This window comes from Paenibacillus solisilvae (genome assembly GCF_042656405.1).
Classification (GTDB): Bacteria; Bacillota; Bacilli; order Paenibacillales; family Paenibacillaceae; genus Paenibacillus_Z; species Paenibacillus_Z solisilvae.
In genome coordinates, this window is sequence record NZ_JBHSOW010000091.1 from 1 (window position 1) to 17,692 (window position 17,692).

General features: G+C 47.4%; 11 protein-coding genes, 2 tRNA genes and 1 pseudogene. 11 read left to right on the top strand and 3 right to left on the bottom strand.

Annotated features, from left to right (window positions below; translation table 11 throughout):
• Positions 1–229: 229 nt before the first annotated feature.
• Entirely contained in the window at positions 230–1,129 is a 900-nt protein-coding gene (locus tag ACFPYJ_RS23660; RefSeq protein ID WP_379190694.1) for an SDR family oxidoreductase, read from the bottom strand.
• A gap of 226 nt (positions 1,130–1,355) precedes the next feature.
• Positions 1,356–1,432, bottom strand: a tRNA-Arg gene (locus ACFPYJ_RS23665).
• 179 nt (positions 1,433–1,611) lie between these two features.
• On the opposite strand from ACFPYJ_RS23665, the gene ACFPYJ_RS23670 reads away from it, so the two are divergent.
• A complete protein-coding gene (locus ACFPYJ_RS23670; RefSeq protein WP_379190695.1) occupies positions 1,612–4,806 on the top strand; it encodes an efflux RND transporter permease subunit in 3,195 nt (1,064 codons plus the stop codon).
• Between the two features lie 19 nt (positions 4,807–4,825).
• Positions 4,826–5,713, top strand: a complete 888-nt coding sequence (locus ACFPYJ_RS23675; protein ID WP_379190696.1) for a TetR/AcrR family transcriptional regulator — start codon at positions 4,826–4,828, stop codon at positions 5,711–5,713.
• A gap of 209 nt (positions 5,714–5,922) precedes the next feature.
• Here ACFPYJ_RS23675 and ACFPYJ_RS23680 read toward each other — a convergent pair.
• Positions 5,923–5,993 (bottom strand) — tRNA-Gly (locus ACFPYJ_RS23680).
• 197 nt (positions 5,994–6,190) lie between these two features.
• Between ACFPYJ_RS23680 and ACFPYJ_RS23685 the strand changes: the two genes are divergently transcribed.
• From ACFPYJ_RS23685 to ACFPYJ_RS23725, 9 genes and pseudogenes are all read left to right on the top strand, one after another.
• Positions 6,191–7,072, top strand: a complete 882-nt coding sequence (locus tag ACFPYJ_RS23685; RefSeq protein ID WP_379190697.1) for a hypothetical protein — start codon at positions 6,191–6,193, stop codon at positions 7,070–7,072.
• Between the two features lie 91 nt (positions 7,073–7,163).
• Positions 7,164–8,465 (top strand): trigger factor, encoded by a 1,302-nt coding sequence (gene tig / locus ACFPYJ_RS23690; RefSeq protein ID WP_379190698.1) that lies wholly within the window; start codon positions 7,164–7,166, stop codon positions 8,463–8,465.
• Between the two features lie 229 nt (positions 8,466–8,694).
• Positions 8,695–9,282 carry an ATP-dependent Clp endopeptidase proteolytic subunit ClpP gene (clpP, locus tag ACFPYJ_RS23695; protein WP_379190699.1) on the top strand — a complete coding sequence of 196 codons (588 nt, stop codon included), beginning with the start codon at positions 8,695–8,697 and terminating at the stop codon, positions 9,280–9,282.
• Positions 9,283–9,308: 26 nt separating this feature from the next.
• The gene (clpX, locus tag ACFPYJ_RS23700) at positions 9,309–10,565 is read left to right on the top strand and encodes an ATP-dependent protease ATP-binding subunit ClpX (protein WP_379190700.1); all 1,257 of its coding nucleotides are present in this window, start codon (positions 9,309–9,311) and stop codon (positions 10,563–10,565) included.
• A gap of 97 nt (positions 10,566–10,662) precedes the next feature.
• Complete coding sequence (gene ispG, locus ACFPYJ_RS23705) at positions 10,663–11,778, top strand: flavodoxin-dependent (E)-4-hydroxy-3-methylbut-2-enyl-diphosphate synthase (protein ID WP_379190701.1); 1,116 nt, start codon at positions 10,663–10,665, stop codon at positions 11,776–11,778.
• Positions 11,779–11,928: 150 nt separating this feature from the next.
• Positions 11,929–13,635 (top strand): ATP-dependent protease LonB, encoded by a 1,707-nt coding sequence (lonB, locus tag ACFPYJ_RS23710; protein ID WP_379190702.1) that lies wholly within the window; start codon positions 11,929–11,931, stop codon positions 13,633–13,635.
• Positions 13,636–13,721: 86 nt separating this feature from the next.
• Positions 13,722–16,069, top strand: a pseudogene (gene lon / locus ACFPYJ_RS23715) (endopeptidase La).
• Positions 16,070–16,087: 18 nt separating this feature from the next.
• The gene (gene yihA / locus ACFPYJ_RS23720; protein ID WP_379190703.1) at positions 16,088–16,708 is read left to right on the top strand and encodes a ribosome biogenesis GTP-binding protein YihA/YsxC; all 621 of its coding nucleotides are present in this window, start codon (positions 16,088–16,090) and stop codon (positions 16,706–16,708) included.
• Positions 16,709–16,876: 168 nt separating this feature from the next.
• Complete coding sequence (locus tag ACFPYJ_RS23725) at positions 16,877–17,467, top strand: non-ribosomal peptide synthetase module (protein WP_379190704.1); 591 nt, start codon at positions 16,877–16,879, stop codon at positions 17,465–17,467.
• Positions 17,468–17,692 lie beyond the last annotated feature (225 nt).

Below are 17,692 nucleotides of genomic sequence, written 5' to 3' on the forward strand. Positions count from 1 at the left end.
CCCTTTTGTAACTGGCTGATCCCTCCATGTATTCCCTTACTGCTACTATCTTAAATTCTTCCGTATATTGATTGAATGTTTGTCCTTTTTTAGCCATAAATAAATCCCCTCCAAGTTCACTCATTCCTTATGGTACCATAAGGTTTTTTTCTGAGTGTCTACTTGAAGGGGATAATATCAATGAAGCGGAGTTCACCGGTTTTTTCGGTTTTATTAAGCAGCTGCAGGATTATCCGTTAACAACCTCGCCGCCATTAATATGCAGGACTTGTCCATTCATGTAAGAGGAATCCTCACAAGCTAAGTAAACGTAAGCGGGCGCCATTTCATCCGGCTGTCCGCAGCGCTGAAGCGGCACATCTGAGCCGAACTTGGCTACCTGCTGAGCATCGAAGGTGGAAGGAATAAGCGGCGTCCATACCGGACCCGGAGCAATAGCATTGACGCGGATGCCTTGCGCTGCAAGATTCATCGATAAGGATCTTGTAAAAGCGACGATCGCTCCTTTGGTCGATGAATAATCAAGCAGATTCGGGCTTCCGCGGTAAGCCGTTACCGATGCTGTATTGATAATAGCCGCGCCTTTGCTCAGATGCGGCATTGCCGCTTGAGTCAAATAGAACATGCCGAAGATATTCGTCTTGAAGGTTCGCTCCAGCTGCTCAGGCGTGATTTGCTCAATTTTATCCTGCGGATGCTGCTCCGCCGCATTATTCACAACAATATCGAGCCGGCCGAGCTGCTTGATGGTATTGTCCACCGCCTGCTTACAGAATGCGGGGTCGCCGATATCTCCGGCGATGGCAATACAGCGGCGTCCTTTTTCTTCAACGAGCCGTTTCGTTTCTTGGGCATCTTCTTCCTCGTTCAGATAGAGGATGGCGACATCCGCGCCTTCTTTGGCATATATAATGGCGGCGGCACGGCCTATTCCGCTGTCTCCTCCTGAAATAATGGCGACTTTCCCTGCAAGCTTGGCAGCAGGAAGATACACAGGAGAATCTGACTGAGGCTGGGGATTCATATCGGCCTGCAAACCCGGCCTGCGGTCTTGATGCTGCGGCGGAAATGATTTAGGTCTCTCCGGCGGGGCAGCTTGGCTAGCTGGTTGTGTTTGTTGTTGATTCATAAGTTATGCACTCCTTTCAGAGGTATAGTGTGCCTAATACGGGGCTATTTTACACCTGTGCTATAACCTATTACCCCTAACGAAGAGGATTAATCGGTTTACGCGAACTGCCGTTGCAAGCAGCAGAACATGTTAGCTTCTTTATTAATGAAAGCTGGGAATAAAAAAGCCCCCTAACAAAAGTTAGGAGGCTAAATCGGCTTGAAATGCTGGATAATTAAAGTTATGGCGTCCCAGGAGGGATTCGAACCCCCGACCCACGCCTTAGAAGGGCGTTGCTCTATCCAGCTGAGCTACTGGGACACGTAAGGCATATTATAGCATGCGTTTTCGGGATTGTGCAAGCCCTAAATAATATGTTCTTTTTGTGACTTGATTCTTCATTCGTTGACTATTGAATCTTGTTCAAATATGATGAAATTATTGTTGAACAATTGGTCAAATGGGTCATGAAAAAAGAAAAATGGACAGGGAGTGGAAGAATGAAGAGCATTATTGGTTTCTCGATTAGCAACAAGTTTGCAATTTGGATCATGACCATTATTGTTACAGTAGGCGGTCTTTATGCCGGTCTTAACATGAAGCAGGAGACGATCCCGAATATTACGGTACCCGTACTAACCGTCAACACCGTATTTCCGGGGGCAGCGCCGGAGGAAGTCGCTGAGAATCTTACGATTCCGCTGGAGACACGAATTAAGAACTTGAACGGCGTTACTGCTTTCACGTCAACTTCCATGGAGAATGTTTCTTCTATTGTTGTCGAATATGATTATGGCAAAGATATGAAAGAAGCCGAGAGCGAGCTAAAGGATGCAACGAGTGATTTCACCGCCCCTGAAGGCGCGCAGGAAACTAAAGTATCCAAGATCAGCTTAAATGACTTTCCGGTGCTTTCACTGAGCATCACATCCGATAAACAAACACCGGAGGAAGTAACGAAGCTGGTTGAAGAGGAAATCAAGCCTTCGCTTGAAGGAATTAACGGCATTGGTACCGTTACGATTTCCGGTCAACAGATGAAAGAAGTTCAATTGACCTTCAAGAAGGATAGAATGCAGCAGCTTGGATTGTCAGAAGATACGGTCAAAGCGATCGTTCAGGCAAGTGCGATTAAAGCGCCTATGGGCATCTTCGAAATTGATAAATCCGAGAAAACCATCGTTGTGGACGGTAATGTTAACACGCTGGACAAGCTCCAAAATCTAGCCATACCCGTCATTCCTTCTGCGGGCGGCGCAGGAGCAGGCGGTGCAGGCGCGCCAGGATCAAATGGAGGCCAAGGTCAAGGCGCGGCTCCTCAAGCAGGCGCTGCAGCAACTCCTCAAGCAGGCGCTGCAGCAGCGCCGCAGGGAAAGGCTGGAGCAGCGATCAGCATTCCTACTGTAAAGCTTTCCGAGCTTGCAGATATTAAACTTGAATCTATCGCGGAATCCATTTCACGGACGAATGGCAAGCCGTCAATCGGTATCAATGTAACTAAAGCATCGGATGCCAATACAGTCGATGTTGTCAATGCAGTGAAAGAGCAAGCGGATCAAATTGAGAAGGATCATCCTGGTGTTAAGATGCTTGTCCTTCTGGACCAAGGAAAACCAATCGAGAAATCGGTCAGTACGATGATTGATAAAGCTCTCTTTGGCGCGTTATTTGCCGTCATCGTTATTTTATTGTTCCTCCGTAATTTCCGGACAACGATTATTTCGATTATCTCGATTCCGTTGTCGCTCGTTATTGCGCTTCTTGTTTTGAAGCAGATGGATATCACTCTTAACATTATGACACTTGGCGCCATGACGGTTGCGATCGGGCGGGTCGTCGACGACTCGATTGTTGTTATCGAGAACAACTATAGACGGATGTCGCTCCGGTCTGAGAAGCTAAGAGGCAAAGCGCTTGTGATCGATGCTACGCGTGAGATGTTTATCCCGATTTTATCCTCGACACTCGTAACGATTGCTGTTTTCCTGCCTCTTGGCACGGTCAGCGGACCGATCGGCCAGATTTTCATGCCTTTTGCATTGACGATGGTATTTGCACTGCTTGCATCGCTTCTTGTCGCGATTACGGTCGTGCCGATGATGACTCATCTTATGTTCCGCAAAGGATTGAAGGAAAGCCAAAAGCATGAAGAGAAGCCTGGGGCAATCGCAATACGCTACCGAAAAATATTGAAGTGGACGTTAAATCATAAATTAATTACTTTTATTGCAGCTATCGTGGTGCTTGTGGCTAGCTTTGCCCTTGTACCAAAGGTAGGCGTCAGCTTCCTTCCGGATGAACCGGAAAAGTATGTCATGGTAACCTATGCGCCAGCTCCCGGACAGCTTCTGGAGGATGTTGCAAAGACATCGCTTGAAGCAGAGAAGCTGATTCTGGACCGCGCTCATGTTACGAACCTGCAGTATTCCGTGGGGGGACAAAGTGCTTTTAGCACAGGCCCTAACAAATCAGCGCTGTTCTATGTACAATATGAATCCGACACGGAAGATTTTAATGATGAAAAAGACAAGCTGGTTGAAGCTTTGAAAACCGTCGAGCCGAATGGTAAATGGGGACAACTCGACTTTGGCGGCGGCGGACTGGGGGGAAGCAAGCTGAGCCTCTCCGTTTATGGAGATTCCTTTGATGAAATTAAGCCAGTTGTCGCACAAATTCAAGCCTTGATTGAGAAAAACAAAGATTTCGAGAAAGTGGATACCTCGCTTTCCAAACAATATGAGCAGTACACATTGGTTGCAAATCAGGAGAAACTCAGTCAATATGGATTGACAGCAGGGCAAATCGCCATGAAGCTCAGCCCGGTTCGCAGCCGTCCGGTACTGACGAAGGTATCCGTAGATGGTCAAGCATACAATGTTTATGTACAGGTAGATACCCAGCAGTACAGCACGATTTCAGACATCGAGAATGAAACGATTACTTCACCCCTCGGCATTTCCGTACCTATAAAAGACGTCGTTAAAGTTGAAAAAGGTACATCCGCAAATACAGTTACGCGTAAGGATGGCAAGCTGTATGTCGAGGTATCGGCGAATATTGTCGCTAAAGACGTCAACAAAGCTTCAACGGATTTGAAGAAAGAAACCGATAAACTTGATCTGCCGGCTTCTGTAAGCTTGGATTACGGCGGTGTAACGGAGCAGATTAACGAGACCTTCACGCAGCTGGGACTTGCAATGGCAGCCGCGATCGCGATCGTATACCTGCTGCTCGTCATCACCTTTGGCGGAGCACTCACACCGTTCGCGATTCTGTTCTCGCTGCCGTTCACCATTATCGGCGCGCTGCTCGGACTTTATATTGCCGGTGAAACCATTAGTGCAGCAGCGATGATGGGAGCTCTGATGCTGATCGGTATCGTTGTCACTAATGCGATTGTGCTTCTTGACCGTGTCCTTCACATGGAGAAAGCCGGGCTTTCAACACGCGAGGCGCTTATCGAGGCAGCAGGCACGAGACTTCGCCCAATTCTCATGACGGCCCTTGCAACAATAGGTGCCTTGCTGCCGCTCGTTCTAGGCTTTGAGGGAGAAAGCGGCGGACTTATTTCAAAAGGTCTAGGAGTCACGGTTATCGGCGGTTTGGCGAGCTCAACAGTGCTTACTTTGCTGATCGTTCCAATCGTATACGAGTTCCTTGCCAAATTCCGTAGAAAGTCCGCAGGCGAAGAATAAGGGAAGGCGGAGACATACTGTGCAGACAAAAAAACGCCAAATTATCGAAGCGGCAATTATTTGCTTCTCTGAAAAAGGTTACCGGGGGACGTCCATTCAGGATATTGCGGACTCTCTCGGCATCGCGAAAGGCTCGATGTATTTCTACTTTAAATCGAAGGAAGATTTGCTCCGATCGATCTGCAAGTACTACATGGAGGCGATTGTCAAGCAGGCTCAAGCGATCGCAGAGTCATCGCTGACTCCGGAGGAGAAGCTGCTGAAGCTTGTCACCCTGAGCTATGAGCAGTATGAGAAAAACAAAGGGTTTATCACGATATTGATGCAGGAACGCTTTGACTTGAATGAAGAAATTCATGAGCTGATTGTCAAAGTGAGACGGATTGGATTGCTAGCCAGCCGGTCTATTATTTGCGAGCTGTACGGTCCAGAGGCAGAGCCTTACGCCTGTGATGCTGCTGTAATGTTTCACGCCTTTATTGATGGCTATTTAGGATTTGTTATTTTGGAGAATAAGCAGTTTGATCTTGAACGGCTTGCCGGCTTTGTAATGAACCGCCTAGATGAGCTGATGTGCGGCATGATCAGTAAGAGCTCCGACATTATATTGGGGACTGAAATCTTGGAGCAGTGGAGCGCTTCTGCGGATGATGAGCTTAGTGGCGGCAAATCGGGTGTTGCAGCCCTAATTGAATCTATTCATGCAACAGTCAGCAAGGCAGCCCTTCCCGCCAACACCATTGAAGAGATAATATCGGCACTGCAAGTAATCGAGACAGAGTTTGAAAAAGCGGAACCGCAGCCAGTAGTAATTAAAGGGATGCTGTCTTTCCTGAAAAGTATGAAAGCAGCAGGTCTGAAGAAGCAGCTGGACAAGCTGGAAGCTTATGTGTTGGATTTAATTTGACAGCCAGCATACGTTGATCTGCAAGCTCAAAAAGGACTGCCGACATCTCTTTGGAGATGACTGGCAGTCCTTTTGTGCTGCAGCCCGTTTGGGAACGATTTTAGAGGTGGATTTAGACGCTCGTCCTATGTAGAAGATCCAAGGAAGCGTGCACGGACGGTCGAACCGCTCAGGGTTCTCATCCCTTCCGAAGAAGCAATTCATAACGAAGCGGGTGAAGGGAATCGAACCCTCGCCTCAAGCTTGGGAAGCTGGCGTTCTACCATTGAACTACACCCGCATGTAATAGTTAAGTGAAATAATGATAGCATAGGCATAAATGGAAATCAACAACGGGTAGTGTTATAATCGAACTCGAATCATACAAAACAGCTTAAATGCAGCTCGATTTGGTTCGACAGACAAGGCGGTGATTTTATTACAACAACTAACCCTCCGCAGGACGATAATAAAGATAATGTGTACCTGTTCCCTAAGATGCTGGACCAATATCAGAATCAGCTTACACGGATGCTCGAAGCTGAGCAGTATGGAGAAGCTAAGGAGCTGCTTCGTTTTTTGCTTCAGTGCCAAGGGGAAGAAAAACATCATTATGCAGAGTGGGAAAATTTATTAACATGGCTTGATGTTGCGTTTCCATCCTATGAATCAAGCGAAACCAGTGGAAACTTAGACGAAGGTGACGACGACCTGGAAGCCTCATTTCGCAAGGAAGCGCTTATTCCTGGTCAATATGATGAATCTTACGTTCAACAAGTGCTTTATATCATTCAGCATCATCCTGTAGCGGACCAGCAGATTCTTGCGCTTGAACGAGCGGCTCACCTTGAGCATCCCGCAGTCGATGAAACGCTAATCAAATGGCTCTCTGACAACGAGCTTCATCCGGCCCTGCAATTCAAAGCGCTTCAATGCCTTAAGAAACGAGGCGTTTCCGGCGAGATTCAACTGGAACGGCTCGGTGAGGCTGTGGAAATTGATATCGAGCAAACCCCATTATCGATGGAAGAATTTCCACAGGTGGTTTCAAGAGTCGTAGAAAGGGTAGAATTGGTTACAGAGGTTATTGATTCATCGATGCCGCATTTTGCGAAGGAATTATGGAAAGATTGTCTGCAGTGCCTATACGGGACATTAGCTTATAATCGATTGCTAAGCGATGATGACGATACGGTTGATTGCTTTGCAGCCGCCCTTCATCAAGTGCTGGAGTTGTCGTTATATGGCAGAGTTAACGATGACGATGTACGGGATACATATGGAATTACGGATACGCTAAGATTTCGATATGAACAAGCTTGCCGTTCTCTGCGGCAGGTCGCCTTACTCAAGGAAAATAGTGATGGGGCCGAGCCTTGATATTCGTACGGATGTTGATTATAATAGAATGGTTTATTACGGGTAAAACCTGACGCAGATGCGTTATTTAATTTGGAGGGGAAAGCATAACATGACAGCAACTTGGGAAAAAATAGACAAGAACCTTGTCTCCATCGAAGTAGAAGTAGCAGAAGAGAAAGTAAACGAAGCAATTGACAAAGCATTTAAGAAAGTCGTTGCTAAAGTAAACGTACCGGGATTCCGCAAAGGTAAAGTACCGCGGGGCATTTTCGAAGCGCGTTTCGGTATCGAAAGCCTGTATCAAGATGCAATCGACATTTTGCTTCCTGATGCATACTCAGACGCTCTTAAAGAAACAGGTATCACTCCGGTAGATCGTCCTGACATCGATGTGGATCAATTCGGAAAAGGTCAAACGTTCAAATTCAAAGCTAAAGTAACGGTTAAACCGGAAGTTCAGCTTGGCGAGTACAAAGGCCTTGAAGTTCCTGCAGCTGAAGCAGCAGTCAGCGACGAAGAAATCGCAGCAGAGCTTGAGCGTTTGCAGCAGCGTCATGCTGAACTGACAGTAATCGAAGAAGGCGCAGCAGAGAATGGCGACATTACTGTAATCGACTTTGACGGTTATGTGGACGGCGAAGCTTTTGAAGGCGGCAAATCAGAACGTCACTCCCTGGAGCTTGGTTCAGGTTCGTTCATCCCAGGTTTTGAAGAGCAGGTAGTTGGTCTTCAAACAGGTGACTTCAAAGATATCGAAGTTACTTTCCCTGAGAGCTACCATGCAGAGAATCTTGCTGGTAAACAAGCTGTTTTCAAAGTAAAACTGCATGAGATCAAACGTAAGAACCTTCCGGTGCTTGACGATGAGTTTGCTAAAGACGTTAGTGAATTCGACACGCTTGAAGAATTCAAAACAGATCTTGCAGGCAAGCTGGCTGATCGCAAGAAACAAGAAAATGAATCGGCTCGTGAAGCAGCAGTCGTTGAAAAAGCGTCTGAATCCGCTGAAATTGATATTCCAGATGCAATGATTACATCAGAAACGGACTTCATGCTTCGTGATTTCGAAAACCGTCTTCGCCAGCAAGGTATGAACCTGGAGCTTTACTTCCAATTCTCCGGACAAGATGAAGCGGCTCTTCGCAGCCAAATGAGCGGCGATGCAGCTATGCGCGTTCGCAACAACCTTGTGCTTGAAGCGATCGCAAAAGCAGAGAACATCTCCGCTGACGATTCCGATCTGAATGATGAGCTCGAGAACCTTTCCAAGCAATACAACCGTCCGGTTGAAGAACTTCGCTCCATCTTTGAAGCGAATGGCAACCTTGACAACATCAAAGAAGATCTTGTACTCCGTAAAACCATCAAGTTCCTGCTTGATAACAGCAAAACAGAATCAGTAGTTGCATAAGAAAACGCTTTGTCTGTAAGGACAATTCGTTCTATGACTCGATAAGGCACGTATATACGTGCCTTATTTTATCCTTAGGTTAACTTTCTGTTAACAAATTGGGCTGCGTCCCGTACATATGTATTAATGCTAGCCGTATAATGTAATAGTCAGAAAAATGACATTGCTTTCGGAACATGGTAAAATGAATATGTAACAAAAGTCGATGGAGAGAAAGAAGGTTGGTCGCATGAATCTGGTGCCTATGGTCGTTGAGCAAACGAATCGGGGAGAACGGTCTTACGATATTTACTCCCGTTTATTGAAGGATCGGATAATTTTTCTAGGAAGTGCGATCGACGACGATGTTGCGAATGCCGTCATTGCACAGCTGCTTTTCTTGGCTGCTGACGATCCGGAGAAAGACATCAGTCTGTACATTAACTCGCCTGGCGGTTCTGTCACTGCTGGCATGGGGATATACGATACGATGCAGTTCATTAAGCCAGAGGTTTCGACGATTTGCGTTGGTCTAGCTGCAAGTATGGGAGCGCTTTTGCTTACGGCGGGAGCCAAAGGCAAGCGGTTTGCTCTTCCGAACAGCGAAGTTATGATCCATCAGCCGCTTGGCGGCGTAAGAGGTCAAGCATCGGATATCAAGATCCACGCGGATTGGATTCTGCAAACTAAACAAAAGCTCAATCAGATTTTAGTGGATCGTACGGGACAGCCTTACGAGAAAATAGACCGCGATACAGATCGTGATAACTTCATGAGCGCGGAAGAGGCTCTTAATTATGGGCTGATTGACAAAGTTGTAACATCATCCATCTTGTAAAGTAAATGAATTGAAGGGGTGATTCCATGTTTAAATTCAACGACGAGAAGGGACAACTGAAATGTTCCTTCTGCGGCAAATCGCAGGATCAAGTGCGAAAGCTCGTTGCTGGCCCGGGCGTCTATATATGTGATGAATGTATCGAGCTGTGTACGGAAATCGTTGAGGAGGAGCTCGGTCATGAAGAAGAGCTCGATCTGAAAGACATTCCGAAACCAAGAGATATCCGTAACATTCTGGACCAATACGTCATTGGTCAAGAGCAAGCGAAAAAATCGCTTTCCGTTGCGGTCTACAATCATTACAAACGGATCAATTCCCAAAACAAACTGGAAGATGTTGAACTGCAGAAGAGTAATATTCTTCTAGTAGGACCGACAGGCTCCGGTAAAACGCTGCTTGCTCAAACGATGGCTAAGATTCTAAACGTCCCTTTTGCGATTGCAGATGCAACTTCGTTAACAGAAGCCGGCTATGTCGGTGAAGACGTTGAGAATATTTTGCTTAAGCTGATTCAAGCTGCTGATTATGATGTAGAGAAGGCTGAACGCGGCATTATCTACATCGATGAGATTGATAAAGTAGCACGTAAATCGGAAAATCCGTCTATTACACGTGATGTATCCGGCGAAGGTGTTCAGCAGGCATTGCTGAAAATCTTGGAAGGAACGGTTGCATCGGTTCCTCCTCAAGGTGGACGTAAGCATCCGCATCAAGAGTTTATTCAAATTGACACCACCAATATTTTGTTCATTTGCGGCGGTGCATTTGATGGACTTGAGCAATTGATCAAGCGCCGGATCGGCAAGAAAGTGATCGGCTTTAATACAGCCGGTGACAGCCAGAAGGATCTCAAAGCAGGCGAATACCTGTCGATGGTGCTTCCGGAAGATTTGCTGAAATTCGGACTGATTCCGGAGTTTGTTGGCCGTCTACCGGTTATCTCTACTCTGGAGCCGCTTGATGAAAGTGCACTTGTTCGGATTCTTTCTGAGCCGAAGAATGCGCTGGTCAAGCAGTATCAGAAGCTGCTTGAAATGGATAATGTGAAGCTCGAGTTTGAAGCTGCGGCTCTGGATGCTATTGCCAAAGAAGCAATCAAACGTAATACGGGTGCCCGCGGCCTGCGTGCAATCATCGAAGGCTTGATGTTAGATGTGATGTACGAAGTGCCTTCGCGTGACGATGTCAGCACTTGCCTGATTACGGAGAAGGTCGTTCAGGAGAGAATTATGCCTGAATTGACGCCGAAGAAGGGCAAGAAGAAAGAAGAAAGTGCCTGATCCAATATAGACCGCCAATACTTCCACCCTTTATGCGAGCGGGCAATTTGCTGCTTACGCTAAGGGTGGACTTTGACGTTAATGGGAGAGATTAGAAATGTATTCACGCAAAGACACCGTACCGGTTAAAGTTGGTCCGCTCACCATTGGCGGGAACGATGAAGTTATTATTCAAAGCATGTGTACGACCAAGACAGCGGACGTCGAAGCGACTGTTGCTGAGATATTGCGCTTAGAAGAGGCAGGCTGCCAAATTGTCCGTGTAACGGTCAACAACAAGGAAGCTGCCGATGCAATAAAAGAAATTAAGAAACGCATTCATATACCGCTCGTAGCGGATATTCACTTCGACCACCGCTTAGCTCTATTGGCCATTGAGAATGGTGTGGACAAGGTTCGCATTAATCCAGGTAATATCGGCCGCCGCGAGAAGGTGGAAGCGGTTGTCAAGGCTTGCAAAGAACGTGGAATTCCGATTCGTATCGGTGTAAATGCCGGCTCGCTCGAGAATCATCTGCTGGAGAAGTACGGCTACCCTACACCCGAAGCAATGGTGGAGAGTGCTCTTTTTCATATTGGCATTCTAGAGGAATTAGATTTCCACGATATCATTGTTTCTCTCAAAGCATCAGATGTTCCGATGGCAATTGAAGCTTATCGTATGGCGGCAGAGCAAATCCGCTATCCGCTTCACTTGGGCATTACAGAAGCGGGCACCCTTCATTCGGGTACGATTAAGAGTTCGGCAGGCATTGGCGCCCTCCTGGCGATGGGAATCGGAAACACGGTTCGAATCAGCTTAAGTGCGGATCCGGTGGAAGAGGTTAAAGTAGCCCGTGAGCTGCTTAAATGCTTTGGTCTTATTACGAATGCGGCAACTCTCGTCTCTTGCCCGACCTGCGGACGTCTAGATATCGATTTGTTCTCGATCGCCAATGAGGTTGAAGAGTACATCAGCAAAATCAAAGTGCCGATTAAAGTGTCGGTGCTTGGCTGTGCGGTTAATGGCCCGGGTGAAGCTCGTGAAGCTGATATCGGTATCGCAGGCGCCCGTGGAGAAGGTATGCTGTTTCGCTATGGAGAAATGATCCGCAAAGTTCCTGAAGCTGAGATGCTTGCAGAGCTGAAGAAGGAAATAGACGAGATTGTTCGTGTGTTTGAAGCCACCGGTGAAATTCCAGGGCGCAAACAGCATTCCGTCCATACGAAGTAATTTGCAGGGTCTTTCGGGAAACGATTCAAACTTTACAACAAAATAGCGATTATTCCATCCGGCTGGGGGCAATACTGAAAAGTATGAGTTCCGTAAAGCCGGATGTTTTTTTTGACCTACCTTCTTATACTGAGAGGAGTGCTAATCGCTATGAGTTTAAGTTTGATATTAATGTTGGTGCAAGTGTTTTTTGCGATTGTAATTGGCCTGTACTTCTGGAACCTGCTGCGCAATCAGAAAACAAACAGGTCTGCTGTTGACCGTGAATCACGCAAAGAGATGGACAAACTTCGCAAGCTTCGTTCCGTATCACTGACCAAGCCGTTGTCAGAGAAGACGCGTCCGCAATCCATCAATGAGATTATCGGACAGCGGGATGGTTTACGCGCGCTGAAAGCGGCTCTGTGCAGTGCCAACCCGCAGCATGTCATCATCTATGGCCCGCCGGGTGTCGGCAAGACAGCTGCCGCCCGTGTTGTGCTGGAGGAAGCTAAACGTAATCCGGCTTCTCCTTTTCTCCAAGATGCGAAGTTCACAGAGATCGATGCAACGACTGCTCGTTTTGACGAGCGCGGTATTGCCGATCCGCTGATTGGCTCTGTCCATGACCCTATTTATCAAGGTGCGGGGGCAATGGGGGTTGCCGGTATTCCGCAGCCCAAGCCGGGTGCAGTTACGAAGGCGCATGGCGGAATGCTGTTTATTGATGAAATCGGTGAATTACATCCGATCCAGATGAATAAATTGTTAAAAGTGCTGGAGGACCGAAAGGTCTTTCTGGAGAGTGCTTATTACAACTCAGAAGATTCAAATATACCGATGTATATTCATGATATCTTCCAAAATGGGCTTCCAGCTGATTTTCGCTTGGTTGGTGCTACGACTCGTTCGCCTCAGGAGCTGCCGCCTGCGCTTCGATCACGCTGTATGGAAATTTATTTCCGTCCGCTGCTGCCAGGTGAGATCTCACAGATCGCCGTAAATGCGCTCAAGAAGATCGGGCTGCCTTCTTCTGACGAAGCGATTGAGGTTATCACAAGATATGCTACTAACGGACGGGAGGCCGTCAATGTCATCCAGCTTGCTGCTGGCCTGGCCTTGTCAGAGAAACGGGAAACGATATCGGCTGCAGATGTCGAGTGGGTTGTAAACAGCAGTCAAATTCCGCCGCGTCCAGATAAGAAAGTCCCTGCGATGCCTCAGGTTGGTTTTGTGAACGGACTGGCCGTATACGGACCTAACATGGGAACTTTGCTTGAAATCGAAGTCAGTGCGATTCCGGCACGTACAGGCAAAGGCGTCTATACCATAACAGGCGTTGTCGACGAGGAGGAGCTGGGCGGAGGAAGCAGCAGGACATTAAGACGTAAAAGTATGGCAAAAGGATCCGTAGAAAATGTGTTGACCGTCCTTAGACGCATTGGTTTGAAGCCGGAAAATTATGATCTGCATATCAATTTTCCAGGTGGCACACCTATTGACGGCCCATCCGCAGGTATTGCCATGGCCACCGCAATTGCTTCAGCAATTAAGGGGGAGCCAATTGATAATAAACTTGCCATGACCGGAGAAGTTGGCATTCATGGCAACGTAAAACCCGTTGGCGGTGTGCTCGCGAAAGTCGAAGCTGCTTTTCAATCAGGTGCCGATACGGTTATAATACCTCGAGAGAACTGGCAAGCTATCTTTGCTGATCTGCAAGGACTTCAAGTTATACCGGTTGATCATGTCGGAGAAGTATTCCGTCATGTCTTCCAAACCGTGGATGTACCTATTCCTGTTGCCGGTCCTTCGCCTGCAGCTGACGTTTTTATCGCAACAGGACTGCCCTATTTGCAGGCGGATTCCGTTGAGTGATAAAATAGGTGGAAGCCGCAAGCTTATAGCTGAAGTTTTTCGACACGGGTTAGGGTGGAAAAAACTTCGAAGATGGAGGTGCTGATATGGGACCTGCTAAATGGAAAGGTCGTCGGCTGCCCTTGCTGCCGCTCAGGGGGCTGCTTGTATACCCTAGCATGGTGTCCACCTTGATGTGGGCAGGGAGAAGTCTGTACGCGCTTTAGACCGCGCGATGCTTGACGATCATATGATTTTGCTATGCTCACAATCGGAAGTAAACATTGAAGAACCTACACAGGAAGATATTTACCGGGTTGGGACGGTTGCCAGAGTTCGGCAGATGCTTAAGCTGCCGAACGGCACCATTCGAGTGCTGGTGGAAGGTGTCGTGCGTGCCGAAATCCTAGATTACGTGCCGAACAACGATTTCTATGAAGTATCCGTTAAAGAGATGCCGGAATCCGAATCGACAGATCCCGAAATCGATGCGCTTATGCGGACGGTACTGAATCAATTTGAACATTATATTAACCTGTCGAAAAAAGTTACACCTGAAACACTGGCCGCAGTTTCGGATATCGATGAGCCCGGCAGACTGGCAGACGTGATAACTAGCCATCTTTCGCTCAAAATCAAAGACAAGCAGGATATCTTAGAAATTATTGATGTCCGCGAGCGTTTGGAGAAACTGCTTGATATCCTGGGCAATGAGCGCGAGGTACTTGAACTGGAACGCAAGATCAGTCAGCGCGTGAAGAAGCAAATGGAGAAAACGCAAAAGGAATATTATTTGCGCGAGCAGATGAAGGCGATTCAGAAGGAGCTCGGCGAGAAGGAAGGCCGGGCTGGAGAGGTTGAAGAACTTCGGAATCAAATGGCGGAGTCCGGATTGCCGGATAAAGTAAAAGAGAAGGTCGAAAAGGAAATCGACCGTCTCGAGAAGATGCCGTCCACATCAGCCGAAGGTGGAGTCATCCGCAATTATATCGATTGGCTTCTATCGCTTCCTTGGAATAAGAAGACAAATGACGATTTAAGTGTAACCAAAGCCGAAACGACCCTGAACGAGGATCATTACGGGCTGGAGAAGCCGAAGGAACGGGTGCTGGAATATTTGGCGGTGCAGCAGCTCGTTAAGAAAATGAAAGGCCCTATTCTTTGTCTGGTTGGTCCTCCGGGTGTTGGTAAAACCTCGATGGCTCGTTCGATCGCGAAATCGTTGGAGCGGGAATTTGTCCGCATATCGCTTGGCGGCGTTCGTGATGAAGCAGAGATACGCGGACACCGCCGTACTTATGTCGGCGCAATGCCGGGTCGTATCATTCAAGGCATGAAGACGGCCGGATCGCTCAATCCCGTATTTCTACTGGATGAAATTGATAAGATGGCGATGGATTTCCGGGGGGACCCATCTGCAGCATTGCTTGAGGTATTGGATCCGGAGCAGAATAATACCTTTAGCGATCATTTCATTGAGGTTCCGTTTGATCTTTCTAATGTCATGTTTATTACGACGGCCAATGCGGTTCACAACATCCCAAGGCCTCTTCTTGACCGTATGGAAATGCTCTATATCCCTGGCTACACCGAGCTTGAGAAGCTGCAGATCGCAGAGCGGTATTTGCTGCCGAAGCAGAAGCGTGAGCATGGGCTTGAGGAAGGGCAGCTAGTTGTTGAAGAAGAAGCGCTTCAGCAGATCATTCGTGAATATACGAGGGAGTCAGGTGTTCGGAATCTCGAGCAGCAGGTGGCTGCGGTCTGTCGTAAAGCAGCAAGAGCAATTGTTTCTGACTCTACAACGGGTGCGATCCAGGTCGACACTGCCAAGATCAAGGAATGGCTGGGGCCGGCTAAATTCCGTTATGGCATGGCTGAAATCGAAGATCAAATCGGTGCGGTTACAGGTCTTGCTTGGACAGAGGTAGGCGGAGATACGCTCGTCATTGAAGTGACTGTCCTTCCGGGCAGCGGTAAATTAACGCTCACCGGTAAGCTTGGCGACGTGATGAAGGAATCCGCGCAAGCGGCATTCAGTTATACGCGCTCCAAGGCTACGGAATTGAATATTGAACCGGATTTCCATGAGAAGAACGACATTCATATCCATATACCCGAAGGTGCGATTCCCAAGGATGGTCCTTCTGCAGGCATTACGATGGCCACAGCGCTTATCTCTGCGCTTACCGGCCGCTTCGTATCCAAGGAAGTTGCGATGACCGGAGAGATCACACTGCGCGGCCGAGTGCTGCCGATCGGGGGCCTCAAGGAAAAGTCGCTTGCCGCACACCGTGCGGGGATCAAGACGGTATTGATGCCAAAGGAAAACGAACGTGACCTAAGGGATATTCCAGACAGCGTTAGAGCCGACCTGGAATTCATTCCAGTCAGTCATATGGACGAAGTGCTTAAGCATGCTTTGGCGCCTGCACAGGCACCCGTTCAGACGCATTAAGAAAGCAGGTTATTCAACGTGAAGATTACGCAAGTGGAATTTGTCATAAGTGCAGTTCAGCCTCACCAATATCCGGATGATGCCTTGCCAGAGTTCGCTCTGGCAGGGCGTTCCAATGTTGGAAAATCATCACTCATTAATAAAATGATTCAACGCAAAGGTCTTGCGCGGACAAGCTCGCAGCCCGGTAAGACACAGCAGCTTAACTATTACCGGGTTAACGATCGTATGTACCTGGTTGACTTTCCGGGTTATGGTTACGCCAAAGTCTCCAAAGTGCAGCGGGCACAGTTTGGTGAAATGATCGAGACCTTCCTAAGCGACCGGGAGCCGCTGAAGATGGTTCTGCAAATTATTGATATTCGTCATCCTCCTTCCAAAGATGATATTCTCATGTATGACTGGCTGAAGCATTTTGATATTCCAGTATGCATCGTAACCACGAAGGCGGATAAAATCCCAAAGAGTAAATGGGACAAGCATGTCAAAGTGATTAAGCAGGAAATAGGGTTTAAAGCCGGTGATCAGCATGTTCTGTTCTCTTCGGAGACAGGGCTTGGCCGCGAGGAGCTTTGGGCTGTAATCAACCGAGCGATCGCGCAAGAAGAAGAAGAAAGCGATGAAGTACCGTTCGAATAGTGAGGATTATGTACAAAAGCAAGGACTCTTCGTAAAATCTCCCTGATTTTTCTGAAATATGCGAGAATATCGCAGACAGAGAGCAGGAATAAACCTTGATGATCGGGTATAATATACTTAAGCAGAAGGTTTACCAATGTTTTAGTTTAAAGAATTGAGGAGATTTTTATGGCTCAGCGGATAGCCACGGAGTATGTCAATGCTTCACTGCAATTAACGGCTGAAGAGATGTCTGGATTCGTCCGGTTTTTTGAAGAGCAGCATGTCAAGCAGCAGGTGCGGGTGCTCGATAACGGCAATCACGAGATGGTTCTTGAGGACGACGCAGGACGGGAGGAAGTCCGCTTAACTTTCGAGCGTCAACAGGATCGCTATGTTTGTGTAATGTCCTGCAGGCTGATTCATCCTAAATTAACGAACGCGATGCGCAAGGCAGTATCGGTTTTTCGTGGAGACGCAGTGGTCAACCGCATTTATCCGAGTTATACCATGAACTATATTTATGTACAGGGTACCGTTCACAAAATTGTTGAACATGCAGGCGGAAACACTAGAGTGGTTTTTGAATACAAAGATACAATCGGACAACTTGAAGCGCAATTCAGAATTACAGATATCGAGCAAGAGATTCAAGTATTGCATGGAGCGATTAACCAGCTGCTTGATCTTCGGAATCAATGCAGCAGCGAAGAGCAAATTGCCGCTATTGATGAGCGACTAAGAAATCATACACGCGCATTGTTTGTACTAGAAGCTTAATCTAACCTAGATCTTAGCAAGCCGCGTTCGCGCGGCTTTTTTATTATTTAAATCCAGGTTCAGGACTCACCGTTTATGGTTTGCTCACATACGCTTAATATTGGAGTTTTAGGTGAACTCTCATCTATGGGCCGCCAAAAAAAACTATTGCATTTCTGGTCAATAGATGTTATTTTTATTCTCGTTGAAATGAATATTAGGAACCAGGATTCACTCAGGACATGG

Bases quoted from the DNA above. Each gene is read 5' to 3' on its own strand.
- ACFPYJ_RS23660 (WP_379190694.1), bottom strand. From the start codon at position 1,129: ATGAATCAACAACAAACACAACCAGCTAGCCAAGCTGCCCCGCCGGAG.
- ACFPYJ_RS23670 (WP_379190695.1), top strand. From the start codon at position 1,612: ATGAAGAGCATTATTGGTTTCTCGATTAGCAACAAGTTTGCAATTTGG.
- ACFPYJ_RS23685 (WP_379190697.1), top strand. From the start codon at position 6,191: ATGCTGGACCAATATCAGAATCAGCTTACACGGATGCTCGAAGCTGAG.
- tig (WP_379190698.1), top strand. From the start codon at position 7,164: ATGACAGCAACTTGGGAAAAAATAGACAAGAACCTTGTCTCCATCGAA.
- clpP (WP_379190699.1), top strand. From the start codon at position 8,695: ATGAATCTGGTGCCTATGGTCGTTGAGCAAACGAATCGGGGAGAACGG.
- clpX (WP_379190700.1), top strand. From the start codon at position 9,309: ATGTTTAAATTCAACGACGAGAAGGGACAACTGAAATGTTCCTTCTGC.
- ispG (WP_379190701.1), top strand. From the start codon at position 10,663: ATGTATTCACGCAAAGACACCGTACCGGTTAAAGTTGGTCCGCTCACC.
- lonB (WP_379190702.1), top strand. From the start codon at position 11,929: ATGAGTTTAAGTTTGATATTAATGTTGGTGCAAGTGTTTTTTGCGATT.
- ACFPYJ_RS23725 (WP_379190704.1), top strand. From the start codon at position 16,877: ATGGCTCAGCGGATAGCCACGGAGTATGTCAATGCTTCACTGCAATTA.